We start from the raw sequence: 23399 nt of genomic DNA, 5'->3' as shown, positions 1-23399 counted from the left end.
ACATGTTCAGGCGAAGGCCGCTTTGGTGTACGGCGGTTACCGAACCGAGTGATCAAGTTCGAGGCACCATTCGACGTCGGCCGTTAAAGATCAAGGGCGTGTGCCGAAAGTGGATCAAGGTGGTGGTTGAGGAACTGCGGCGGGGAGCAATTGTCAAATGTTGTGTACCCAGGCGAGGCCGGTCACCGGTCTCGCCTGCGGTGCTCTCCGGGGGTACGCAGGTGTCACTCGGCGGGTGTCGGAGCCCGGTTGAAGAGCCGTCCGGCCATGTCGGCCCCGATGATGGCGCCGTCGGCATCGCGGGTGAGGAAACCGCGCTGGCCGATTAGGCCGCCGCTGGTGACGATGTACTCGTCGCCGCTCCCGGGGAGCAGGCCGAGCCCGGCCGGCGGCAGGTCCGGCGGCAGTTCCCTGTCGGCCGCCGCGCGGATCTCCGGCTTGATCCGGCATTCAACCGTCATCGTGTCGCCGTCGGTGTCGATGATCAGCGTCATGAATTCATTCTCGTAGTGCCCGGTGATCTCCTGGGCGCGCTGCGGGTCGTACGGGAGCGGGTGGGGGTCGCGCTCGACCACGCCAAGGTAGTGTTCGAGCGCCCAGCGGAGCACGGCCTGGTTGAACTCCAGGCCGTTGTCGGGCCCGGCGTTGGACGCCGCCACGACGGCGAAGTCCCGCTCCGGGACCAGCAGCAGGTTGGCGAACTGTCCGTTGGTCGATCCGCCGTGCCCGACGGTGCGCACTCCGTCCACGTCGCGCAGGAACCAGCCGAGGCCGATGGCGTCGCCGAGCGTGGAGCCGTGCAGCTCCACCGTCGGCTCCTGCATGCGCCTCGCCAGGTCACCGCCGCCGAGGTGGAACCGGGCCCAGCGCAACTGGTCGGAGACCGAGGACACCAGGCCGCCGCCCGGGTTGTTGCCGCGCGTGTCCTTCCAAGTCCGGGCGACCTTGAGCGCCCCTTCGCTGAGGTTGTGGCCCACGGCGAACCGGCGGGTGATGGCCTGTCCGGCGGTGAAGACGCTGTCGGTCATGCCGGCCTGTTCCAGGACGAGTGAGGCGACAGCGGCCTCGTAGGTCTCGCCGGTGACGTTCTCGACGACCCGGCCGAGCAGGTTGTAGCCGAGTTGGCTGTAGGAGGCGCGGCCGCCGACTGGGCCGATCAGCGCCACCTCGGCCATGTTGGTCACCTCGCGGGCCAGCGCGTCGTCTCCGTCTCCGCTGTCGAAGACTATCCGGGTGTCCAGCCCGGCGGTGTGGTTGAGCAGGTTCAGGATGGTGATCTGCGCGGCCGCGCCCTCGTCGGGGAGCCGGAGTTCGGGAACGTAGCAGCGCACTGGCGCCTCCAGCTCGACCCGCCCCTGCTCGACCAGGCGCATAATCGCGGTCGCCGTGTAGGTCTTGGTGACCGAGCCCAGCACGAAGAGTGTGTCCCGGTCGACGGGCAGCGGGTTGTCGAGGCTCGTCACGCCGTGACAGGCGATCAGCTCCCGTCCGTCCACCCAGACCCCCACCGCTGCGCCTGGGATGTCGAACTCCTTGGCCGTCGCCTCGACGAACTCAGCCAGCGCATCGCGTGACATCTCGATTCCCCCTCGATCGGTGTGGTTCGCGCACGTTCCCAGATGCCCACCGGGCGTCGCAGCGACTTGCACTTTGTTCAAGTGAAGGCTAGCGAACCACTTGAACGCGGTGGTAGAGATTTCTTGAACGCCGTGCAAGTCGACAGCTATCGTGGATCCATGCCCCGCAACACGCTGACCCGCGAACAGATCCTCACTGCTGCTATCGCCCTGCTGGACACCGAAGGGTTGGAGGGCCTGAATATGCGGGCACTGGGTCAGCGGCTGGGCTCGGCGGCCACCGCGGTCTACTGGCACGTGGGCAGCAAGGACAACCTCATCGCCCTCGCCGGCGACCAACTGTGGCACGAAATAACGCTGCCCGACCCTGACCTGGTCGACTGGCGCACGGCAGCCACCACCATGGCCACCGACCTGCATGCGATGCTGACCCGCCACCCGTGGCTGCTGCAGGCCTTCGGCTCCTTCCTCATGTTCGGCCCTGGCAAGGCCCGCCACGACGACCACCTCCTGGCCGTCTACGAAGCCGCGGGATTCGCTGGCCCCGCAGCCGACCAGGCCGCGTCCGCCGTTTTCACCTTCGTCCTCGGCAACGCCCTCGGCCCAGCCGCAGCAGCCTCACTCACCCGCAAACTGCGGCGCGAAGGCAGCAGCAACGCCGAACAGGCCATCGGCGAAGCCCAGGCCGAAGCCCGCGAGACTGCCGCACAGTTCCCTCGGCTGCGCGCCCGCCTGGACACCCACAGCGCCGACTACGGCGCGGCGCCCGACAACACCTTCCAGTTCGGCCTCCAGACCATCCTCGACGGGCTGGAAGCGCTGCAACGCGGGCCTGCTCGGTGACCATCACACGATCATTGGGGAAGGTACGCCCTCCGTGTCCCACCCAGGGCTGATCCACAAGCCCTGAGCATTGCTCCGCGACGGGATGAGGGGATCGCGCCCCGATCCGGCTTACCTGCACCCCATCCGACGGGCCGGGATCCCGATCTGGCACAAAGTGCCTGATCGCGCATGGGGTGCGGGTGTTATCGTCCCTGGCATGGCTGAACTGATCGCTCCCACAGGACGGCTGCATTCCTCGTGGCTCACGGCCCGTGACGAGTGGCAGCCCGGGGCTCACCAGGACGGGGCTGGCCTGCGTCTGGTTGGTGACGATGACCTCGACAGCCCGGAAGGGTTCGCCTCATGGGTCGAGCGGCTGCGACAGCAATCGGACCGGGCGCTGCCTGTCGGGGAAGGGCGCGTCCACGCTACGCACTGGTGGATCGTCGAGGGCGAGACGTACCTTGGGGCCATCGACCTTCGGCACTATCTGAACGCCTTTTTGTTGGAAGGCGGCGGAAACATCGGCTACAGCGTTCGGCCTTCTGCCAGGAGACGCGGACTGGCCTCATGGGCGCTGGGAGCGGTTCTGCTCAAGGCGCCGGCGTTCGGTCTGGACCGGGTTCTTCTCACCTGTGACGATGGCAACGTCGGCTCGGCGCGCACCATCGAAAGCAACGGCGGCGTCCTCGAAGATGTGCGCAGCACCGAAACCGGGGTCAAGCGCCGCTACTGGATCACTCTCGACGACACGGGTCACAGCCATTCATTGATGGCTGAGACGAGGACGGTCGCCTCGTAGCGGACCGCGAGCTTGTCGTACCTCGTGGCCACGGCGCGGTGTCTTTTGAGGCGATTGATGCCGCACTCGACCGCGTGTCTCGCCTTGTAGTCCTCCGGGTCGAACCTCGGCGGACGGCCGCCGAGCGAGCCGCGCTTCTTGCGGTTGCGGGCTTGGTCAACCTTGTCCGGGATGATGCAGCGAATACCGCGTTCTGGCAGCGGCTGGGTCCCGGACACTGGTCCGGGACCCGGTTCCGGGAAGACCTCTGCTCCGAGGCTCCGCGGAACCCGTCAGGTCGCCGTCTGCGCCTGCACTGCCCCCACCGTCGTGGTCGTCCCCCGCCCCGGCTGCCGCAGCAGCAGTGCTATCGCAGCCGCCAGCATCGAGATGCCGCCCGCCAGGGCGTAGGCGCCGTTGTAGCCCCAGGCGCCGACGACCATGGAGCCGAGGCCGCCGCCGAAGAGGCCGCTGATGAGTTTGCCGCTGTAGACGAGGCCGTAGTTGGTGGCGTTGTAGTTCTCGCCGAAGTAGTCCGGGGTGAGGGCGGCGAAGAGCGGGTAGAAGGCGCCGCCGCCGAAACCGGAGAGGAAGGCGAAGAACAGGAACAGCCACTCGCTCTTGATGTCACCGGCCCAGATCACGCCGAACTGGGCGAGGCCGAGGACGACGATCACGAAGACGAGGGTCGGTTTGCGGCCCAGGCGGTCGGAGAGCCAGCCGACCACGCCGCGGCCTATGCCGTTGATGACCGCCATCACGCCCATGGACGAGGCAGCGACCAGGGGGCCGAAGCCGACGTCCTTCGCGAAGTCCACCTGGAAGGAGATACCGAAGATCGAGACCCCGGCCGTCATGACGATGGAGATCCACATCAGCGGGAGCATGCCGGTGCGGATCGCCTCCTTGGGGGTGAACTGGCGTACCGCGGGCGGGTTCTTGGCGAGGGCCGCGCCGGTCCGGGTGTCGGCCGTGTGCGCGAGCGGGTCGACGTCGGCCGGCCACCAGTTCTTCGGCGGGTCCTTGAAGAAGAACGCGGTGACGAGGACGACGACCATCACGTAGGCGCCGATGAGGTCCAGGACGCGGTGGTAGTTGGCCGTGTCGAAGGCGTAGTTGAAGATGAAGATGAAGGGGAGCGAGCCGTACGCGAAGCCGCCGTTCACGAAACCCGTACGGGCGCCCCGGCGTTCGGGGAACCACTTGCCGACCATGTTGATGCAGGTCGCGTAGACCAGGCCGGACCCCAGGCCGCCGATCACGCCGAAGCCGATGATCGCCAGCCAGATCTCGCTGATGTGGGAGAGGGCCAGGAAGCCGACCAGGCACATGCCGGAACCGGTGTACATCGCCCGGCGGGCCGTGAGGATGCCCTTCTCGCGCAGCCAGCCCGCCGGGAAGGCGATGCCGGCCTGGAAGAACACCCAGACGCTCAGGATCCAGAAGGTGTTGGACTGCGTCCAGCCGTGCGCGTGGGACAGGGTGTCCTCCGCGGAGCCGTACGCGTACTCGAAGACACTGATGGCCATCATGGCTATCCACGGGAGGTACACCATGATGTTCCGGGAGTGGCCGAGGATGTCCCGGTCGGTCTCGCCGATCCGGTAGACGCGGCCGCGGGCGTCCGTGACCTCGCGGTACGGGCGGCGTCCGGCGTCCGTGCTGTTCGTGGCTACAGGGTCTGCCGACATGTCACGCCATCTCCTCGCCGAGCGGATGCGGGTTGGGGACGATGCGCCGGGCGCTGGGCCTGCCCGGTGCCTTGAGGAAGAGGGCCAGCACTGCGGAGGCCAGGCCGACGGAGCCCGCGAGCACGAACGCGCCGTGGTAGTCCCACTCACCGACGACGACCGCGCCCAGACCGGAGCCCACCAGGCCGGAGATCAGCTTGGAGCTGTAGACCATCCCGTAGTTGGTGGCGTTGTTGTTCTCACCGAAGTAGTCCGCCGTCATGGCCGCGAAGAGCGGGAAGATCGCCCCGCCGCCGAAGCCGGAGACCATGGAGCAGAACAGGAAGAACGGCATGCTGCCCATCTGGCCGGAGACCAGTACGCCGAACTGCGCGCTGCCGAGCACGATGCACACGATGATGAGGGTGTTGCGGCGGCCGTAGCGGTCGGAGATCCAGCCGATGACGCCGCGCCCGGTGCCGTTGACGATCGCCTTCAACGACATCGCGGTGGCGACGATCCCGCCCGCGAACCCCATGTCCTTGCCGAACGGCACCTGGAAGGCGATGCCGAAGATATTGATCCCGGCCGTGCAGAGCAGACAGAACCACATCATCCACAGGACGGGCGTACGGGCTGCCTCCTTGGGTGTGTACTGCTTGACCGCCGGCGGGTTCTTCTCCAACGCCCGGCGTATCTTCGGGTCCTGGGTCGCTTTCAGCGGGTCGACGTGCGGCGGCCACCAGTTCTTCGGCGGGTCCCTGAAGAACCAGCCGGCCGACGCCACCACCAGACACAGCCCCACCCCGACCGCGGAGAGCACGACCTTGTAGTTGCTCAGGTCGAGGACCGAGGTGAAGAGGAACACGAACGGCACGGACCCGTAGGCGAAACCGCCGTTGACGAACCCCGTCTTGCCGCCCTTGCGCTCCGGATACCACTTGCCCACCATGTTCACGCAGGTCGCGTAGACGAGACCGGCACCGATGCCGCTGCACATGCCGAAGCCGAGATAGGCGACGACCACGTTCGGCGCGAACGCCAGCGACACATAGCCAAGGAGTGTGCCGACCGCGCCGATCAGCATGGCCGTACGGGCGGGGAGCCGTCCGCTCTCCCGCAGTTGCCCGGCCGGGAAGGCCACGGCCGCCTGGAAGAACACCCAGACGCCCATCAGCCAGAAGATGTGCCCGCTGCTCCACAGATGCGCCTCGTGCAGCGTGTCCTCCGCCGACGTGAACGCGTACTCGGCGGAGCTGATGCCCATCATGCCCACCCAGGGCAGGATGACCATCCATGTGCGTGTCCGGCCCATCAGATCGACGTCACTCTCGCCGATCCGGTACCTGCGGCCGTTGCGGTCCGTCACCTCCCTGAAGGGGACGGATGTCGATAGATCGATGGATGACATGTCTGCTCAGCACCCCTTGCGTCGAAAGTTCTGGCCAGCGCCCCCTGTCCAATGCCTTTCGTGCGCGCTCGGGTCCCGGGGCCGGCCGACGCGCACCGCCGGCCGGCCCCTTCCCGCACCTACGTCATGAGCCGCCCCCCAACAGTCCGGCCGCCCGCGCCCAGCGGTACTTGGCGCCGAGCACGGCCACCGGCCGCTCGGTCGTGTACGGGTACGCCACGACCCCCCGTTCGTACAGGTACTGGCAGGCCTCCTCGACCTCGACGTCGCCCGCCAGCGAGGCGACGACCGGCTTCTCGACGCCCCGCTCCCGGAACTCCGCGACCACCCGCGCGGTCAGCTCCGCGAACACCATCGGCGGGGTGACGATGGTGTGCCAGTAGCCGAGGACGAGCGCGTGGATCCGCGGGTCCTCGAGACCCAGCCGGATCGTCGCCTCGTACGTCGACGGCGGCTCGCCGCCCGTGATGTCCACCGGGTTGCCGGCGGCGCCGAACGGCGGGATGAAGCGGCGGAACGCCTCGTCCAGGTCCGGCGGGATCTCCATCAGGGTCAGCCCGTTGTCGGTGATCGCGTCGGACAGCAGGACACCGCTGCCGCCCGCGCCGGTGATGATCACGACGTTGTCGCCCTTCGGGGCCGGCAGCACCGGCAGGCCACGCGCATACTCCAGCATCTCGTTCAGGCCCGGCGCCCGGATGACGCCCGCCTGCCGCAGGATGTCGTCGTACACCGCGTCGTCGCCCGCGAGCGCACCCGTGTGCGAGCCGGCCGCCTTGGCGCCGGCCGCGGTACGGCCCGCCTTGAGGACGACGACGGGCTTCTTCGGTACGGTCGCGCGCGCGGCCTCGACGAAGGCGCGGCCGTCCTTCAGGTCCTCCAGGTGCATCGCGATGCACTCGGTGTGCGGGTCCTCGCCGAACCAGGTCAGCAGGTCGTCCTCGTCCAGGTCCGACTTGTTGCCGAGGCCGACGATCGCCGACACGCCCGTCTTGGTGGTGCGGGCGAAGCCCAGGATCGCCATGCCGATGCCGCCGGACTGGGAGGTCAGCGCCACGCCGCCCTTCACGTCGTACGGCGTGCAGAACGTGGCGCACAGGTCCTGCCAGGTGGAGTAGTAGCCGTAGATGTTCGGGCCGAGGAGGCGGATGCCGTGGCGCTCGCCGATCGCGACGATCTCCTCCTGGAGCTCGTGCTCGCCGGTCTCCGCGAAGCCGGACGGGATCAGGACGGCGTTGGGGATCTTCTTCCGGCCCACCTCCTCCAGCGCCGCTGCCACGAACTTGGCGGGAATGGCGAAGACGGCCACATCCACCTCACCGGGAACGTCCGTGACACTCTTGTACGCCTTGCGGCCCAGGATGTCATCGGCCTTGGGGTTCACCGGATGGATCTCCCCGGCGAAGCCGCCGTCCACGAGGTTGCGCATCACCGAGTTGCCGATCTTGCCCTGCTCGTTGGAGGCGCCGATCACCGCGACCGAGCGGGGCTGCATCAGCCGGCGCATGCTCTCCAGGATCTCCTCGCGCGGGTACTTCCTGCGCTCCGGCGGCTGCTTCTGCGCGAGGATGATCCTGATGTCCGCGGCGACCGCGCCCGCCGCCGTCGCGATCACCGGGTTGAGGTCCACCTCGGCGATCTCCGGGAAGTCCGCGACCAGTTGGGAGACCCGGCGGATCTGCTCGGCCACCGCCCACCGGTCCACACCCGCCTGTCCGCGCACCCCGCGCAGCACCTCGGCCGCCTCGATGGAGTCCAGCATCGACAGCGCCTCGTCGGCGGAGACGGGCGCGAGCCGGAAGGTCACGTCCTTCAGCACCTCGACCAGCACCCCGCCGAGCCCGAAGGCGACGACCTTCCCGAAGGTCGGGTCGGTGACCGCGCCGACGATCACCTCCGTGCCCTTCGGCAGCAGTTCCTGGACCTGGACGCCCTCGATGCGTGCGTCGGCGTCGTAGGCACGCGCGTTCTCGACGATCCGGTGGAAGGCCGCGCGCACGTCCGCCGCGCCCTCCACCCCGACGACGACCCCGCCCGCGTCGGTCTTGTGCAGGATGTCGGGCGACACGATCTTCATGACCACCGGCCCGGCGAAGCGTGCCGCGTACGCCACCGCCTCGTCGACGTCGGTGGCGAGCTCCTCGCCCGGTACGGCGATCCCGTACGCGTCGGCGACCACCTTGCCCTCCGGCGCGGTGAGTGCCGTACGGCCCTGCGCGCGCACGGAGTCGAGGAGTTCGCGGACCCGCAGCTCCCGGTCCTCTGCCATCACGTCAGATCACTCCGTTCGACTTGAGCAGGCGCAACTCCTCGTCGCCGAGGCCGAGTTCGCCGATGTAGACGGCTTCGTTGTGCTCGCCGAGCAGTGGCGAACTGGTGACGTCCACGGGGGAGTCGGAGAGCTTGAGCGGGCTGCCCACGGTGACGAACTCGCCGCGCTCGGGGTGCGGGACGGTGACCACCATCTCGTTGGCGACCAGCGACTCGTCCTCGATGATCTCCTTCGTCGACAGGATCGGCCCGCACGGGATGTCGTGGGCGTTGAGCTGCTCCAGCACCTCCCACTTGGGGAGCGTGGCGGACCACTCCTCGATCAGCTGGAACATCTTGTTGAGCTTGGGCAGCCGGGACTCCGGGGTCGCCCACTCGGGGTCGTCGGCGAGCTCCGGCCGGCCGATGAGCCGGGTGATCGGCTGCCAGCCGACGGGCTGCACGATGACGTACACGTAGTCGTTGGGGCCGCCCGGCGCGCACTTGACCGCCCAGCCGGGCTGGCCGCCGCCGGAGGCGTTGCCGGAGCGCGGCACCTCGTCGCCGAAGTCCTCGTTCGGGTACTCGGCGAGCCGGCCGTGCGCGAGCCGTTGCTGGTCGCGGAGCTTGACCCGGCACAGGTTGAGCACGGCGTGCTGCATGGCGACGTTGACGCGCTGGCCGCGTCCGGTGCGCTCGCGCTGGAAGAGCGCCGCCAGTATGCCGGCCACTGTGTGCACCCCGGTGCCCGAGTCACCGATCTGCGCGCCCGTGGCCAGCGGCGGCCCGTCCTCGAAGCCGGTGGTGGCCATCGAGCCGCCCATCGCCTGGGCGACCACCTCGTACGCCTTGAAGTTGGTGTAGGGGCCGTCCCCGAAGCCCTTGATGGACGCGTAGACGATCCGCGGGTTGATCTCCTTGATGCGGTCCCAGGTGAACCCCATCCGGTCGACCGCGCCGGGACCGAAGTTCTCCACCATCACGTCGGAGCGCCGGATCAGCTCGGTCAGGAGTTCCTTGCCGCGCTCGGTCTTGGTGTTGAGGGTGATGCTCCGCTTGTTGCAGTTGAGCATCGTGAAGTAGAGGGAGTCGACGTCCGGGAGGTCGCGCAGCTGCCTGCGCGTGATGTCACCGGTCGGCGCCTCCAGCTTGACGACGTCCGCGCCGAGCCAGGCGAGCAGCTGGGTGGCGGAGGGGCCCGACTGGACGTGGGTCATGTCGAGGACGCGAATGCCCTCAAGTGCCTTGGCGGTCATGGGCGTTCCACCTCACTTGTACATGGTCTGGTTCATGGTTCCGGGGGCGTACGCGTCCGGGTCGACCCAGACGTTGATCAGCGACGGCTTGCCGGACTCGCGGGCCCGGCGCAGGGCGGGGCCGATGTCGGCGGGGTCGCGGACCTCCTCGCCGTAACCGCCCAGCATCTGGGCGAACTTGTCGTAGTGGACGTCCCCGAGGGTGTTGCCGACCCGCTCGCGCTCGATGCCGTACTTGGCGGCCTGGCCGTAACGGATCTGGTTCATCGAGGAGTTGTTGCCGACGATCCCGACGAACGGGAGGTCGTAGCGGACCAGGGTCTCGAAGTCCCAGCCGGTGAGCGAGAAGGCGCCGTCGCCGAAGAGGGCGACCACCTCCTTGTCGGGGCGGGCCTGCTTGGCGGCGAGCACGAAGGGGATGCCGACGCCGAGGGTGCCGAGCGGGCCGGGGTCCATCCAGTGGCCCGGCGACTTCGGCTGCACGACCTGCCCGGAGAAGGTGACGATGTCGCCGCCGTCGCCGATGTAGATCGAGTCCTCGGTGAGGAAGTCGTTGATCTCGCTGACCAGGCGGTACGGGTGGATGGGCGAGGCGTCCGACCTGAGGCTCGGCAGCCGCTTCTCCAGCGCGGTCTGCTCGGCGGCCCGCAGTTCGTCGAGCCACTCCTTGCGCTTGGAGGCACCCCCGTCGACCCGGCCGGAGGCGGCCTCGGTCACCGACTTCAGGACCAGGCCCGCGTCCCCGACGATCCCGAGGTCGATGTCCCGGTTCTTGCCGACCGTGCGGTAGTCGAGGTCGATCTGCACGACGGTCGCGGTGGGGGAGAGGCGCTTGCCGTAGCCCATGCGGAAGTCGAAGGGCGTGCCGACGATCACGATGACGTCGGCATGGGAGAAGGCGTACCGGCGGGAGAGCTGGAAGTGGTGCGGGTCGCCGGGCGGCAGGGTGCCGCGGCCCGCGCCGTTCATGTACGCCGGGATGTTGAGGGTCCGCACCAGCTCGATGGCGTCCGCGGTGCCGCGGGTCGTCCAGACCTGGCTGCCGAGCAGGATGGCCGGCTTCTCGGCGTGCACGAGCAGGTCGGCGAGCTTCTCGATCGCCTCGGGGTCGCCGGCCGAGCGGGTGGAGGCGCGGTAGGCGCCCGCCTTGGGCACCCGCGCCTTCTCCGCGGGGACCTTGGCGTCGAGGACGTCACGGGGTATCTCCAGGAACGAGGGGCCCGGGGCGCCGTGGTAGCACTCGCGGAACGCCATGGAGACCATGTCGGCGGCGCGGGCGGTGTCCGGGACGGTCGCCGCGAACTTGGTGATCGGCGTCATCATGTCGACGTGCGGCAGGTCCTGCAGGGATCCCATCTTGTGCTGGGTGAGCGCCCCCTGGCCGCCGATCAGCAGCATCGGGGACTCCGCGCGGAAGGCGTTGGCGACCCCGGTGACCGCGTCGGTCGTACCGGGACCGGCGGTGACGACCGCGCAGCCGGGCCTTCCGGTGAGGCGCGCGTAGCCGTCGGCGGCATGTGCGGCCACCTGCTCGTGGCGGACGTCGACGACTTCTATGCCCTCGTCGACGCAGCCGTCGTAGATGTCGATGATGTGGCCGCCGCACAGGGTGTAGATGCGGTCGACCCCCTCGGCCTTCAGCGCCTTGGCAACGAGATGACCACCGGAAATCACGTCCTGGGTGTCGTCGGGCATGGCGAAGTCCTGTCCCTTCGTAGGGGGTTGGAACGCTCTCGCGGTACATTGCATACAGTCGACGAATACTGTATGAACCTTGTTATCCCGCATCCGGTGGGTGGTGTCCAGGGGGCGTGCGGCACTTTTCGGTCATCGGAGTTCGGCCTCGTCCGGCCTCTCGATGACTTCTCGACGGACTTCGCAGACAGGAGCCGGAATGGACCTGTACGAACACCAGGCAAGGGAACTCTTCGAAGACCACGGCATCGTGGTGCCGAGGGCAGAGGTCACCGACTCGCCCAAGGAGGCCCGGGAGATCGCCCGTAGGCTCGGCGGCAGGGTCGTCGTGAAGGCGCAGGTCAAGACCGGTGGCCGGGGCAAGGCGGGCGGTGTGAAGCTCGCCGCCGACCCGGCCGCGGCGGAACTCACGGCACGTCAGATCCTCGGCATGGACATCAAGGGGCACACGGTCGGCAAGGTGATGCTGGCCCAGCCCGTCGACATCGACAGCGAGTTCTACGTCTCCTACGTCCTCGACCGGGCGGCCGGCGGCTTCCTCGCGATCGCCTCCGCCGAGGGCGGCATGGACATCGAGGAGGTGGCCGCGACCCGGCCCGAGGCGGTGGCCCGGGTCCGCATCGACCCCGCGGCCGGCGTCACCTCCGCCAAGGCCCAGGAGATCGCCGACGCCGCCGGACTGCCGCCGCAGACCGTCGACGTCCTGGTACGGCTCTGGCAGGTACTGGTCCGCGAGGACGCGCTGCTCGTCGAGGTGAACCCGCTCGTGCGCACCCGGGAGGGCCGGATCCTGGCCCTGGACGGCAAGGTCACCCTTGACGACAACGCCCGCTTCCGGCAGTCCCGCTGGGGCGCCGACGACGGTGAGCACCACGACCCGCTGGAGGCTGCGGCCGCCGCGAAGGGACTCAACTACGTCAGGCTCGACGGCGAGGTCGGCATCATCGGCAACGGCGCCGGCCTGGTCATGTCCACCCTGGACGTGGTGGCCGGCTGCGGCGCGCGGCCCGCCAACTTCCTCGACATCGGCGGCGGGGCCTCCGCCCGGATCATGGCCGACGGACTCTCGGTGATCCTCTCCGACCCGTCCGTGAAGTCGGTCCTCGTCAACGTCTTCGGCGGGATCACCGCGTGCGACGCGGTCGCCGACGGGATCGTGCAGGCCCTGGAGACCGTCCGGCTGACCAGGCCGCTGGTGGTCCGCCTCGACGGCAACAACGCGGCCCGCGGCCGGGCGATCCTCGACGACCGCGCGCACCCCCTGGTCGAACAGGCCACCACCATGGACGGCGCCGCCCGCCGCGCCGCCGAACTCGCCACCACCGCCTGAGGAGTCCTGTCATGGCGATCTACCTCACCAAGGAGAGCAAGGTCCTCGTCCAGGGCATGACCGGCGGCGAGGGCATGAAGCACACCCGCCGGATGCTCGCCGCCGGAACCGACGTCGTCGGCGGGGTCAACCCGCGCAAGGCCGGGCAGACCGTCGACTTCGACGACCGTGCGGTCCCGGTCTTCGGCACGGTCGCCGAGGGCATGGCGGCGACCGGCGCCGACGTCACCGTCGTCTTCGTGCCGCCCGCCTTCGCCAAGGCCGCGGTGCTGGAGGCGGCCGACGCCGGCATCGGCCTCGCGGTGGTGATCACCGAGGGCATCCCGGTCCACGACTCGGTCGCCTTCACCTCCTACGCGCGGGCCAGGGGCACCCGGATCATCGGCCCCAACTGCCCGGGCCTGATCACCCCCGGCCAGTCCAACGCGGGCATCATCCCCGCCGACATCACCAAGCCGGGCCGCATCGGCCTCGTCTCCAAGTCGGGCACCCTGACCTACCAGCTCATGTACGAACTGCGGGACATCGGCTTCTCCACCTGCGTCGGCATCGGGGGCGACCCGGTCGTCGGGACCAGCCACATCGACTGCCTGGTCGCCTTCCAGGACGACCCCGACACCGAACTCGTCGTCCTCATCGGGGAGATCGGCGGCGACGCGGAGGAACGGGCCGCCGCCTACATCCGGGAGCACGTCACCAAGCCGGTCGTCGGCTACATCGCCGGGTTCACCGCGCCCGAGGGCCGCACCATGGGCCACGCGGGCGCCATCGTCTCCGGCTCGGCCGGCACCGCCCGGGCCAAGCAGGCGGCGCTGGAGGCGGTCGGGGTGCGGGTGGGGAGCACGCCGACCGAGACCGCCCGGCTCGTGCTGGAGCTCCTGAAAGCCGGGGGTTGACCATGATCCTCGTCCGCAAACCCGGCACCGGCTGGGACGACGCCTGGGCACGCTGCCTCGACCTCGCCCCCGAGGCCTTCCGGGACGACCGCGTCCTCAACCTCTGGGCCGGCGCCTGGCAGCCCGACGGCCGCCCGCTCCCCGCGACCAGCCCCGTCGACGGCAGCCCCATCGCCGGCGCCCCGCGCCTCGACCGTGACACCGCGCACCGGGCCGTCCGCGCCTGCCTCGACCAGCACCGCGCCTGGCGGCACGTCCCGCTGGAGGAACGCCGGGCCAGGGTGGCCGCCACCCTCGACGCCCTCACCGAACACCGGGAACTCCTCGCCCTGCTGCTCGTCTGGGAGATCGGCAAGCCCTGGCGGCTGGCCCAGGCGGACGTCGACCGGGCGATCGACGGGGTGCGCTGGTACGTCGACGGCATCGGACCGATGCTCGCCGGACGGGCCCCGCTGGACGGGCCGGTGTCCAACATCGCCAGCTGGAACTACCCGATGAGCGTGCTCGTCCACGCGGTACTGGTCCAGGCCCTGGCGGGCAACGCGGTGGTGGCGAAGACCCCGACCGACGGCGGGGTCGCCTGCCTCACCCTGGCCTGCGCACTGGCCGCCCGGGAGGGGCTGCCGGTGACGCTGCTCAGCGGCAGCGGGGGCGAGCTGTCGGAGGCGCTGGTACGGGCACCCGAGATCGGCTGTGTCTCCTTCGTCGGCGGCCGGGACACCGGGGCGGCGGTGGCCACGGCCGTCACCGACCTCGGCAAGCGGCACGTACTCGAACAGGAGGGACTCAACACCTGGGGCATCTGGAACTTCACCGACTGGGCCGCGTTCACCGCCGTCGTCCCCAAGCTCTTCGACTACGGCAAGCAGCGCTGCACCGCCTACCCGCGCTTCGTCGTCCAGCGCGAGCTGTTCGACGAGTTCCTGACCGCCTACCTGCCGGCCGTCCGGGGCCTGCGGATCGGCCACCCGCTGGCCGTGGCCGACCCCACCGACCCGCTCCCCGACCTGGACTTCGGGCCGGTGATCAACGCGGCCAAGGCCAAGGACCTGACCGACCAGGTGGCCGAGGCCGTCGACCGCGGCGCCGTCCCGCTGCACCGCGGCAGCCCGGCCGACGCCCGCTTCCTGCCCGGACAGGACACGTCGTCGTACGTCCACCCGGTCACCCTCCTCAACCCTCCCCCCTCCTCGCCGCTCCACCACGCGGAACCCTTCGGCCCGGTCGACACGATCGTCCTGGTCGACACCGAGGCCGAACTCCTGGCCGCCATGAACGCCTCCAACGGCGCGCTGGTCGCCACGCTCTCCACCGACGACGCGGCCACCTTCGCGCGCCTGGCCCCGCAGATCCGCGCGTTCAAGGTCGGCCACGGCACGCCACGCTCCCGCGGCGACCGCGACGAGCTCTTCGGCGGCTTCGGCGCGTCCTGGCGGGGCGCCTTCGTCGGCGGGGAACTGCTGGTGCGCGCGGTGACCCGGGGGCCGGCGGGGGAGCGGCTGCCGGGGAACTTCCCGGAGTACCAGCTCATGCCGTGACGGCGAGGACGGGGGCGATCACCTCCGCGGCGAGCCGTCGGGCCACTCCGTGCGGACAGGGGCGCGGCAGGCCCAGCACGATGTGGTTCATCCCGGCGCGTACCAGGGCGGTGACCGTGGCACGGGTCGCCGCCGGGTCGTCGTACGACACCAGGACCTGGACCCAGCGGATGATCTCCGCCGGATCCCGGCCCAGTTCGGCGCAGTGCGCGTCCAGCACCCTGGCCCGCTCGGCGACGAACTCCACGGTGTCGTGCGGCGGCCCCGGTACGTTCCAGGCGTCGGAGATCTCGGGTACGGCGTCGGCCTCCTGCTCAAGCACGTCCAGGCCGAGCCGGCGCGGACATCGGCCGAGGCTCGCGCACCCCATGGCATGGACGGGCACGACCTGGCGGTGCTGGTCGTGCTCGCGGGGGGCCGAGCCGCTGTCGCAGATCGAGGTGGCGGGTCGGACGGGGGTGGACCGGACGACGATGGTCGCGCTCGTGGACGATCTGGAGCGGCGCGGGCTGGTCGAGCGCCGGCGCAGCCCGCAGGACCGGCGGCGCAACATCGTGGAGCTGACCGAGGCCGGGCGTGCGCGGATGGGGCGCGCGGAGGAGGCGCGGCGGGCTGCCGAGCGCCGCTTCCTCGCAGCGCCGGACGACGCGACGGCCGAGACCCTCATCCGGGCTCTGCGCACCCTCCTGCCCGATCGGTAGCGGCCCGGGCACGCACGGTGAGACGGTGTTCACCTGCGGATATGCCGACGGAAACGCAGGTGAAAGGCACTCCGAAAGCTTGGTATTGTTGTCCATGTCGCCGCGGGGAGCACCCCCGGTCAGGCGGCAGACACCTGGTCCGGGTGGCGGAATGGCAGACGCGCTAGCTTGAGGTGCTAGTGCCCTTTATCGGGCGTGGGGGTTCAAGTCCCCCCTCGGACACTCGACACCAACACCATTGCCCCCTGAGTCCCGTTTCACGGGCAGGGCAGCCCGACACCCGCCTCCGGCTTCCGGCCGGGCGCGGGTGTTCTGTCGTTTCGGCAGGCTTGTGGCTTCCTCCTTTATGGGCTTGCGGCGCTTGCGTGTGCGGCTGTGGTGCCGGTCAGTCGACGGTGATCCTTTCTCCTCGTGGGGTGTCTGCGGTCAGGGTCCGGGTGGTCGGGTCGAAGATCATGGATATCGATTCGGCGCGGAGGTGCTCGACGGCGGCGGCCGGTGTCGGTGGGGCTGCCGATCCGTTCAGCTCGGCCGCGTGGTCGGTGAGGCGGATGATCAGTGCGGACAGGTGGGGCAGGACGTGGTCCGCGGCCGACTCGTCCCGGCCGGCGCCCGCGAACTGCTCCCTCTGCTCCGGGCCACCGCGCTGTCCTCGCCCCGCCGCGACCGCGATCACCTGCTGCACCGGTCCGCCTGGCGCCGCGAACACCAGCACCGCGCGGCCGAAGCACACCGCCGCTGGTACAACACCGCCGCGACGACCTGACACGACCGGCGTGATCAAGAACTACAGCTGCCATAAATGACCGCACATGCGAATCGTTGTACGGCTCCGAAGACCACCCTTTTCAATTCCAAGATCTAATACTTGGGCGAGCCCGCAGGTCAGGCGCATAGCGCGGGCTTCGAGGTCAGCAGAAGGTCAGCATCGGTCCGCAGGGGCGGCCTTCGGCTGGCCGAGTAGGGGGTCGAGGAGTTCGTCCGATGCCGCAACAGCGAGCCTGCGGATGGCTCCGAGCGCCGATCAACCGGGGGGACGCCTGCCGTGCGCCGCGCACCTCGCTCGCGGGTGCGCTGTCCAGGGCGGGCCAGGAAGTAGCCTCTCGCGCACGCGGCCTGGAGAGGGACGTGCGCAGGCCGACAACGGTACCTAGGGTGGGGAGTGCAGGCCTGTGACACAGCCTGGAACGAGTGACGAAGCGGGACGACGCGCGACGCGGGGCCCAGTCCGCCACAGGTCCGGCCGCGACGAGCGGCGACCGGCGCGGACAGCCCGCACGCCGTCGGGCGTTGGGGATGGACCAAGGGCGGTTCTGAACCATGAGGGATGTACATCGGCTTGAGTCCGGCGCGGCGAACCTGGCCGGGGGCACCGTGCTCGCGGCGTGGGAACGGTTCGTGCAGGGGGAGGATCAGGTTCCGGATGTCCGGCCCCTGGTGGCGATCTCCTGGCATCGCTGCCGAGAGCAATACCGGGTCGATCCTCACCTCACCGAGGCTCCGGTGGCCGTCGCGGAGCCCAGCCATACGCCCGAGCACGATGTCGTATTCGCTGAGCTGGGTTTTCGTGCTGCCTCCGTGGCACATGAAGTGGGCAACCTCGGTGGCGTCGTCACTGTCACCGATGCGACCGGCCGGATCCTGGCCGAGTGGGGTGATCAAGCCACGCTCGCCAGAGCGGGCGAGTCCAATCTGGCGCCCTGGTTCTGCTGGTCCGAGTGCGCGGTCGGTACGAACGGCATGGGCACGGCGCTCGAGGCGCACGGCCCGGTACCGATCAGGGGCGCGGAGCACTGGTGTCAGACGTTCCACAACTGGGTCGGCGCGGGTATCGCGGTGCGCGACGTGGTGACCAGAGAACCGATCGCGGTCCTGAATATCTGCTGGTGGCGCAGCCGGCTTCCCGCGTCCGCGGAAAGCTGGCTGGCGAACGCGGCCACCATGACCCAGTACCCGCTGAAGAGGCGTGCCCGGGACAGGGGCGCCGAATTGGTCGCGGCCTACAGCCAGGCCAGGGCACGCTCCAGTGCGGCGCTCGCAGCGGTGGACGCCGCGGGCAAGGTGGTGATCGCCGACGACATGGCAAGCGTGCTCCTGGGCGTCCCGGCTCGTACCCCGGCGGTCGACCCCACGCTGCGATGGAACCCAGGACTGCCCGAACTGATCACGGCCGCCCGGTATGCCACCAGGCAGGCAGCCCACAATCCTGACTGGGTCGGCTCGACGCAGATCTTCGCCCACCTCGCCGACGAGCCGACATCGATCAGCATCCGCCCCGTCTTCTCGTCCGGACACGTGATCGGGACCCTGGTCTCGTTCGGTGCCTCCGACGGGGCGCAGTTGCCCCAGGCCGAGGGGGCCGCGCACCCTGGGGCGCAGCCGCGCCGACTGGTCGCGATGCGCGACAACCGGATTGTTCTGCTGCGGCTGCCGGAAGTCTCCTTCGCCGAATCGCAGGGAAACGATGTGTGGCTCTCCACCGATCAGGGGCGATTGCGAGCCGCCTCTTTGAGTCTGGACAAGCTCGAAGGTGAGCTGGCGGATGTCGGCTTCCTGCGGGTGCACCGCCGGTATGTGGTCAACCTCGGCCGCATCCGGGAGATAGAGCGCGGGCCCAAGGGCGAGCTGTCTCTGGTCATGGACGACCGGGCGAACGAGATGGTGCCGGTTTCCCGGCGGAACGCGCCGGCCGTGCGCCGAGCGCTGGACATCTGAGCGGCCTGGCGACCGCTGTTCCCGGAAGGAGGAGTCCCGTGGGCGACAGTCCGAACGCCGTTGTCGGCGAGCTGAACGTCCGGGGCGGGGGCGGCCTCGGCCTCTCTGTCTCGGCCGGGCACAGCAGTCACGCGATGGGCGGCGCGAGCACCCGCGACTGGTGGCCGAACCGGCTCAACCTGGCGATTCTCCGGAAACACCCCGCCGTGGCCGACCCCATGGGCGAGGATTTCGACTACGCCGCGGAGTTCCGGACGCTCGACCTCGACGCCCTGGCGCGGGACGTCGACGAGGTGCTGGCGACGTCGCAGGAGTGGTGGCCGGCCGACTTCGGCCACTACGGGCCGCTCATGATCCGGATGGTGTGGCACAGTGCGGGTACGTACCGCATCGACGACGGCCGCGGTGGCGCGGGCGCCGGCATGCAGCGTTTCGCGCCGCTGAACAGCTGGCCGGACAATCGCAACCTCGACAAGGCGCGCCGGCTGCTCTGGCCGGTGAAGAAGAAGTTCGGCCGTAAGATTTCCTGGGCCGACCTGATGATCTTCGCGGGCAACCGCGCCCTGGAGACCATGGGCTTCACGACCTTCGGCTTCGCCGGCGGCCGGGAGGACGTCTGGGAGCCCGACGAGGACGTCTACTGGGGTCCCGAGCGCGCCTGGCTCGGCGACGAACGCCACAGCGGCGTCCGGGAGCTGGAGAACCCTCTGGCCGCGGTCCAGATGGGCCTCATCTACGTCAACCCGGAGGGGCCGAACACCGTCCCGGACCCGCTCAGCGCCGCCCGGGAGATCCGCGAGACGTTCCGGCGCATGGGGATGAACGACGAGGAGACCGTCGCGCTCATCGCGGGCGGCCACACATTCGGCAAGACCCACGGCGCGGCCGACCCGGACGCCCACCTCGGCCCCGAACCCGAGGGCGCCACCCTTGAGGAGCAGGGCTTGGGCTGGAAGAGCAGCTACGGCACCGGAAAGGGCACGGACGCCATCACCAGCGGGCTCGAGGGTACGTGGACACCCACCCCGACGAGATGGGACAACAGCTTCTTCGAGACCCTGTTCGGCTACGAGTGGGACCTGGAGCTGAGCCCCGCCGGTCTGTGGCAGTGGATCCCCCGCGACGGCGGCGGGGCCGGCACCGTGCCGGACGCCCACGACCCATCGACGACACACGCCCCGACGATTCTGACGACGGACCTCGCGCTGCGGTTGGACCCGGTCTACGAGTCGATCTCGCGACGTTTCCTGGAGAACCCGGACCACCTCGCGGATGTGTTCGCCCGGGCGTGGTTCAAGCTGACGCACCTCGACATGGGCCCGATCCAGCGCTACCTCGGACCGCTCGTCCCCAGGGAGACGCTGATCTGGCAGGACCCGGTCCCCGCCGTGGACCACGAGCTCGTCGGGGCGGCTGACGTCGCCGCGCTCAAGAGGCAGGTCCTCGCCTCCGGGCTGTCCGTCTCCCAGCTCGTCTCGACCGCGTGGGCGTCGGCCTCGACGTTCCGCATCAGCGACAGGCGTGGCGGGGCGAACGGCGCGCGCATCCGCCTCGAGCCGCAGCGGGGCTGGGAGGTCAACGAACCTGACACGCTGGCACAGGTGCTGCGCATCCTGGAGGGGATCCAGGAGACCTTCAACAGCTCCGAGACCGGGGACAAGAAGATCTCGCTGGCCGACCTCATCGTGCTTGGGGGAGCCGCCGCCGTCGAACAGGCCGCCGAGACTGCCGGCCACGACGTCCAGGTCCCCTTCAGCCCGGGACGCACGGACGCCACGCAGGAGTGGACCGATGCGGAGTCCTTCGCCCCGCTCGAGCCGACCGCGGACGGGTTCCGCAACTACCGCGGCAAGGGAAACCGGCTGCCGACGGAGCACCTGCTCGTGGACCGAGCGAACCTGCTCAACCTGAGCGCGCCCGAGATGACCGTCCTCGTGGGCGGCCTGCGGGTGCTGGGCGCCAACTACCAGCAGTCGCCGCTGGGCGTCTTCACCTCGGCGCCTGGGTCGCTGACCAACGACTTCTTCGTGAATCTGCTCGCCACGGGCACGGAATGGAAGCCGACATCCGCGGCCGCGGAAACCTTCGAGGGCCGCGACCGCGCTACCGGCGAGGTCAAGTGGACCGGTAGCCGCGTCGACCTCGTCTTCGGCTCGAACTCCGAGCTGCGTGCCATCGCTGAGGTCTACGCGAGCGACGACGCACGGGAGAAGTTCGTGCAGGACTTCGCTGCCGCGTGGGCCAAGGTCATGAACCTCGACCGGTACGACCTCGCTCGATGCGGTCCGGCTTCTCCCAACGGTGGCACATCGGGGTACGAACGGTAGCCGGTCGCGGACGAACGGCATGAGCAGCCCGGACCGGCGCTCGCGCTTGGCGGTGTGATTCATGCGGCGTAGCGTGTTTATTGAATACCAAATTCTCTCCCTTTTCGGCGTGGTTCATTCGACGCAAGAAATGCCAAAGTTGATTCGGAGAACATTGCTTCCGAAAACAGGGATTCGGGATGAGGAGAGTGAAGCCCCGATGACGACCGCGCAGCAGCGGTCCGACCTGCTGGACAAGATCGGGTTGGACGCACAGAACAAGGCAGCGCTCGGGCAAGTGCTGGGAACCGGACGCATTGGACAGGCCACTGAGGAATCGGATGGCCACATGGAGGCCACCATTCGCATCCACCCGGATGAGCTGACCTGGGATCCCGACATTCTGGTCATGCCCCATGGAGGCGATATCGAACTCGAGATCATCAATGACGACATGAACACGCACTGCGCGCTCCTGCCGAGCAACGGCGACCGGAAGTTCATCTGGCTCGTGAACCACTCGCGCGGACACGCGACCCTCAACCTCGACGGGCCTGGCTACTACTGGTTCAGCTCGCCCACGGGCAATGACGAGGGCAGGGGGCTGACCGGCGCCATCGTCGTCCTGGGGGACGCTCCGCCGGAGGCTCGCCTCGACCGTCCCGAACAGCCGCGGCCGTAGCAAGAAGCAGGAGGTGGAGGAAATGACCGTCGACTACGTGGACGCGGGCGTTGCTGTCGATCAGGGACGCCTGACCGGCAAGACCGCGGGCGGGGATGTCGCGCCGCCGGTAGTGGCCGGAGTCACCTACGAACGCATCCTCAATGCCCGCGAGGAACCCCAGAACTGGCTCACCTACTACGGCGCCTACAACGGGCAGCGGTACAGCCCCCTGGATCAGATCAACACGGAGAACGTCAAGCGCATGGTCCCGGCATGGGTCTTCCAGGCCGGCACGACCGGCCTGATCGCGGGCGCGTCGACCTACTCGTTCGAGGCCACCCCGATCGTCGTCGACGGGGTCATGTTCCTCTCCGGCTGGGACGGCTGGGTCTGGGCCCTTGACGCCAAGACGGGCGTGGAGATCTGGCGGTACAAGCATGCGGTCCCCTTCGACGTCTCCCTGTGCTGCGGGAACGTGAACCGAGGGGTCGCCGTGGCTCAGGGGAAGGTCTTCTTCGTCACGGCGAATGCTCGTGTGCTCGCACTCGACGCCACCACCGGCCATCGGGTCTGGGACAAGACCTACGGTGACGTCCGGGCCGGGGAGAGCGCCACGCTCGCCCCGCTGATCGTGAAGAACATGGTCATCGTCGGGAGTTCCGGCGGCGAGTTCGGCGTACGCGGCCACCTCGACGCGTTCGACCTCGAGACCGGCGAGCACCAGTGGCGCTGCTACACGGTGCCGAAGCCCGGGGAGCCGGGATCGGAGACCTGGCCCGCCGAAGGCGAGGCCTGGGCACGCGGCGGGGCGAACTGCTGGGTCACCGGCACCTTCGACCCGGAGACGAACCTGCTGTACGTCGGCACCGGCAACCCGGCACCCGACTTCGACGGAGAGGTACGCGAGGGCGACAACCTCTTCACCGACTGCGTCATCGCCGTCGACGTCGACAGCGGTCAGATCCGCTGGCACTACCAGTGCACGCCGCACGACGTGTGGGACTACGACAGCATCGCCGAGTGCATCCTGTTCGAGCAGGACGGGCGCAAACTGCTCGGGCACTTCGACAAGAACGGATACTTCTTCGTCCTCGACCGCACGAACGGCGAAAGGGTCGGGATCACCCCCTTCGTGGACCGCATCACATGGGGAGCGATCACGAGGGACGGCAAGGTGACGGCGAAGCTGTACCCGGACAAGGAGGGAGAACCGGTCCACTTCTACCCGGGTCCGGCCGGCGCCAAGGAATGGACCCATGCGGCCTACAGCCCGAAGACCGGGCTCTTCTACGTCCCGGTCCAGGACACCGGCGCCACGGCCACCCGGCGACGCCGGGAGTTCAAGGAGAGCATCCCGTACTGGGGTGCGGGCGTTCAGGTGGACATCGAAGACATGGCGGGGTCCATCAGCGCCTTCGACGCCACCGGCGAGGAGAAGTGGCGCTGGCGCAACGAACTCCCGATGTGCGCCTCGGTGCTGTCCACCGGCGGTGACCTGGTGTTCGCCGGTGAGCCCTCCGGGGAGTTCAACGCGCTCGACGCCCGCACCGGGGAGCAGCTGTGGCAGTTCCAGTGCGGAAGCGGCCACCACAGCAGCCCGAGCACCTACATGGTCGACGGCAGGCAGTACGTCGCCGTACCGGTCGGCTGGGGTGGCTGGGCCGAGGGGTTCCTCCCCGGCATGCTCGGCGCGGGGCACGGAAGCGCCCTGCTCGTCTTCGCTCTCCCGGAACCGTCATAGCGCGCTGGCCGGAGCCTGCCGCATCCGCCAGAGAGGAGGTGAC

At 69.2% G+C, this 23399-nt stretch carries 19 protein-coding genes and 1 tRNA gene; 11 read left to right on the top strand and 9 right to left on the bottom strand.

The features are described from left to right. Positions 1-224: 224 nt before the first annotated feature. Positions 225-1577 (bottom strand): serine hydrolase domain-containing protein, encoded by a 1353-nt coding sequence (locus tag ACZ63F_RS38205; RefSeq protein WP_469718259.1) that lies wholly within the window; start codon positions 1575-1577, stop codon positions 225-227. A 159-nt stretch (positions 1578-1736) separates the two neighbouring features. Between ACZ63F_RS38205 and ACZ63F_RS38200 the strand changes: the two genes are divergently transcribed. Next, positions 1737-2420, top strand: coding sequence for a TetR/AcrR family transcriptional regulator (locus ACZ63F_RS38200; RefSeq protein ID WP_469718257.1), 684 nt, complete (start codon positions 1737-1739; stop codon positions 2418-2420). Between the two features lie 199 nt (positions 2421-2619). Beyond that, complete coding sequence (locus ACZ63F_RS38195; RefSeq protein ID WP_469718256.1) at positions 2620-3204, top strand: GNAT family N-acetyltransferase; 585 nt, start codon at positions 2620-2622, stop codon at positions 3202-3204. On the opposite strand, the gene ACZ63F_RS38190 is transcribed toward ACZ63F_RS38195, so the two are convergent. The 6 genes from ACZ63F_RS38190 to ACZ63F_RS38165 form a co-directional block, all read right to left on the bottom strand. Next, positions 3159-3422 (bottom strand): hypothetical protein, encoded by a 264-nt coding sequence (locus ACZ63F_RS38190; protein ID WP_469718255.1) that lies wholly within the window; start codon positions 3420-3422, stop codon positions 3159-3161. The two genes, ACZ63F_RS38195 and ACZ63F_RS38190, sit on opposite strands and share 46 nt — an antisense overlap. 54 nt (positions 3423-3476) lie before the next feature. Beyond that, a complete protein-coding gene (locus tag ACZ63F_RS38185; RefSeq protein ID WP_469718253.1) occupies positions 3477-4874 on the bottom strand; it encodes an OFA family MFS transporter in 1398 nt (465 codons plus the stop codon). Position 4875: 1 nt separating this feature from the next. After that, positions 4876-6264, bottom strand: a complete 1389-nt coding sequence (locus ACZ63F_RS38180) for an OFA family MFS transporter (RefSeq protein WP_469718252.1) — start codon at positions 6262-6264, stop codon at positions 4876-4878. A 124-nt stretch (positions 6265-6388) separates the two neighbouring features. Continuing rightward, the gene (locus ACZ63F_RS38175; RefSeq protein WP_469718251.1) at positions 6389-8533 is read right to left on the bottom strand and encodes an acetate--CoA ligase family protein; all 2145 of its coding nucleotides are present in this window, start codon (positions 8531-8533) and stop codon (positions 6389-6391) included. Positions 8534-8537: 4 nt separating this feature from the next. Next, complete coding sequence (gene frc, locus ACZ63F_RS38170; protein ID WP_469718249.1) at positions 8538-9770, bottom strand: formyl-CoA transferase; 1233 nt, start codon at positions 9768-9770, stop codon at positions 8538-8540. Positions 9771-9782: 12 nt separating this feature from the next. Beyond that, the gene (locus ACZ63F_RS38165; RefSeq protein WP_469718248.1) at positions 9783-11465 is read right to left on the bottom strand and encodes a thiamine pyrophosphate-binding protein; all 1683 of its coding nucleotides are present in this window, start codon (positions 11463-11465) and stop codon (positions 9783-9785) included. A gap of 199 nt (positions 11466-11664) precedes the next feature. Between ACZ63F_RS38165 and sucC the strand changes: the two genes are divergently transcribed. From sucC to ACZ63F_RS38150, 3 genes are read left to right on the top strand one after another with little or no spacing between them, the layout of a single operon-like run. Continuing rightward, on the top strand, positions 11665-12795 hold the full coding sequence (gene sucC / locus ACZ63F_RS38160) for an ADP-forming succinate--CoA ligase subunit beta (RefSeq protein WP_469718247.1): 1131 nt from the start codon (positions 11665-11667) through the stop codon (positions 12793-12795). 11 nt (positions 12796-12806) lie between these two features. Beyond that, positions 12807-13691 (top strand): succinate--CoA ligase subunit alpha, encoded by an 885-nt coding sequence (gene sucD / locus ACZ63F_RS38155; protein ID WP_469718245.1) that lies wholly within the window; start codon positions 12807-12809, stop codon positions 13689-13691. Between the two features lie 2 nt (positions 13692-13693). Continuing rightward, positions 13694-15229 (top strand): aldehyde dehydrogenase family protein, encoded by a 1536-nt coding sequence (locus ACZ63F_RS38150; RefSeq protein WP_469718244.1) that lies wholly within the window; start codon positions 13694-13696, stop codon positions 15227-15229. Here ACZ63F_RS38150 and ACZ63F_RS38145 read toward each other — a convergent pair. After that, positions 15219-15599, bottom strand: a complete 381-nt coding sequence (locus ACZ63F_RS38145; protein WP_469718242.1) for a hypothetical protein — start codon at positions 15597-15599, stop codon at positions 15219-15221. The two genes, ACZ63F_RS38150 and ACZ63F_RS38145, sit on opposite strands and share 11 nt — an antisense overlap. On the opposite strand from ACZ63F_RS38145, the gene ACZ63F_RS38140 reads away from it, so the two are divergent. Continuing rightward, positions 15598-15930, top strand: a complete 333-nt coding sequence (locus ACZ63F_RS38140; protein ID WP_469718241.1) for a MarR family winged helix-turn-helix transcriptional regulator — start codon at positions 15598-15600, stop codon at positions 15928-15930. The genes ACZ63F_RS38145 and ACZ63F_RS38140 overlap by 2 nt on opposite strands. A 137-nt stretch (positions 15931-16067) precedes the next feature. Further along, a tRNA-Leu gene (locus tag ACZ63F_RS38135) sits at positions 16068-16152 on the top strand. A 163-nt stretch (positions 16153-16315) separates the two neighbouring features. Here ACZ63F_RS38135 and ACZ63F_RS38130 read toward each other — a convergent pair. Continuing rightward, positions 16316-16615 (bottom strand): hypothetical protein, encoded by a 300-nt coding sequence (locus tag ACZ63F_RS38130; RefSeq protein WP_469718240.1) that lies wholly within the window; start codon positions 16613-16615, stop codon positions 16316-16318. Between the two features lie 635 nt (positions 16616-17250). Between ACZ63F_RS38130 and ACZ63F_RS38125 the strand changes: the two genes are divergently transcribed. From ACZ63F_RS38125 to ACZ63F_RS38110, 4 genes are all read left to right on the top strand, one after another. Beyond that, positions 17251-18645, top strand: coding sequence for a LytTR family transcriptional regulator DNA-binding domain-containing protein (locus tag ACZ63F_RS38125; RefSeq protein ID WP_469718238.1), 1395 nt, complete (start codon positions 17251-17253; stop codon positions 18643-18645). A 38-nt stretch (positions 18646-18683) separates the two neighbouring features. Next, the gene (gene katG / locus ACZ63F_RS38120) at positions 18684-20972 is read left to right on the top strand and encodes a catalase/peroxidase HPI (protein WP_469718237.1); all 2289 of its coding nucleotides are present in this window, start codon (positions 18684-18686) and stop codon (positions 20970-20972) included. Between the two features lie 199 nt (positions 20973-21171). Next, positions 21172-21633 carry an MSMEG_3727 family PQQ-associated protein gene (locus ACZ63F_RS38115; RefSeq protein ID WP_469718236.1) on the top strand — a complete coding sequence of 154 codons (462 nt, stop codon included), beginning with the start codon at positions 21172-21174 and terminating at the stop codon, positions 21631-21633. A gap of 22 nt (positions 21634-21655) precedes the next feature. Further along, positions 21656-23356: a PQQ-dependent dehydrogenase, methanol/ethanol family gene (locus tag ACZ63F_RS38110; protein WP_469718234.1), complete on the top strand. Its 1701-nt coding sequence runs from the start codon at positions 21656-21658 to the stop codon at positions 23354-23356. Positions 23357-23399: the final 43 nt, after the last annotated feature.

Source organism: Streptomyces sp. NPDC104761 (assembly GCF_055583445.1).
This window is presented reverse-complemented; position numbering and strand designations above follow the sequence as displayed.

What these genes read in the sequence shown, in the direction of transcription:
- ACZ63F_RS38205 (WP_469718259.1), bottom strand. Translation starts at nt 1,577, where the DNA reads ATGTCACGCGATGCGCTGGCTGAGTTCGTCGAGGCGACGGCCAAGGAG.
- ACZ63F_RS38200 (WP_469718257.1), top strand. Translation starts at nt 1,737, where the DNA reads ATGCCCCGCAACACGCTGACCCGCGAACAGATCCTCACTGCTGCTATC.
- ACZ63F_RS38195 (WP_469718256.1), top strand. Translation starts at nt 2,620, where the DNA reads ATGGCTGAACTGATCGCTCCCACAGGACGGCTGCATTCCTCGTGGCTC.
- ACZ63F_RS38185 (WP_469718253.1), bottom strand. Translation starts at nt 4,874, where the DNA reads ATGTCGGCAGACCCTGTAGCCACGAACAGCACGGACGCCGGACGCCGC.
- ACZ63F_RS38180 (WP_469718252.1), bottom strand. Translation starts at nt 6,264, where the DNA reads ATGTCATCCATCGATCTATCGACATCCGTCCCCTTCAGGGAGGTGACG.
- ACZ63F_RS38175 (WP_469718251.1), bottom strand. Translation starts at nt 8,533, where the DNA reads ATGGCAGAGGACCGGGAGCTGCGGGTCCGCGAACTCCTCGACTCCGTG.
- frc (WP_469718249.1), bottom strand. Translation starts at nt 9,770, where the DNA reads ATGACCGCCAAGGCACTTGAGGGCATTCGCGTCCTCGACATGACCCAC.
- ACZ63F_RS38165 (WP_469718248.1), bottom strand. Translation starts at nt 11,465, where the DNA reads ATGCCCGACGACACCCAGGACGTGATTTCCGGTGGTCATCTCGTTGCC.
- sucC (WP_469718247.1), top strand. Translation starts at nt 11,665, where the DNA reads ATGGACCTGTACGAACACCAGGCAAGGGAACTCTTCGAAGACCACGGC.
- sucD (WP_469718245.1), top strand. Translation starts at nt 12,807, where the DNA reads ATGGCGATCTACCTCACCAAGGAGAGCAAGGTCCTCGTCCAGGGCATG.
- ACZ63F_RS38150 (WP_469718244.1), top strand. Translation starts at nt 13,694, where the DNA reads ATGATCCTCGTCCGCAAACCCGGCACCGGCTGGGACGACGCCTGGGCA.
- ACZ63F_RS38140 (WP_469718241.1), top strand. Translation starts at nt 15,598, where the DNA reads ATGGCATGGACGGGCACGACCTGGCGGTGCTGGTCGTGCTCGCGGGGG.
- ACZ63F_RS38145 (WP_469718242.1), bottom strand. Translation starts at nt 15,599, where the DNA reads ATGGGGTGCGCGAGCCTCGGCCGATGTCCGCGCCGGCTCGGCCTGGAC.
- ACZ63F_RS38125 (WP_469718238.1), top strand. Translation starts at nt 17,251, where the DNA reads ATGAGGGATGTACATCGGCTTGAGTCCGGCGCGGCGAACCTGGCCGGG.
- ACZ63F_RS38115 (WP_469718236.1), top strand. Translation starts at nt 21,172, where the DNA reads ATGACGACCGCGCAGCAGCGGTCCGACCTGCTGGACAAGATCGGGTTG.
- ACZ63F_RS38110 (WP_469718234.1), top strand. Translation starts at nt 21,656, where the DNA reads ATGACCGTCGACTACGTGGACGCGGGCGTTGCTGTCGATCAGGGACGC.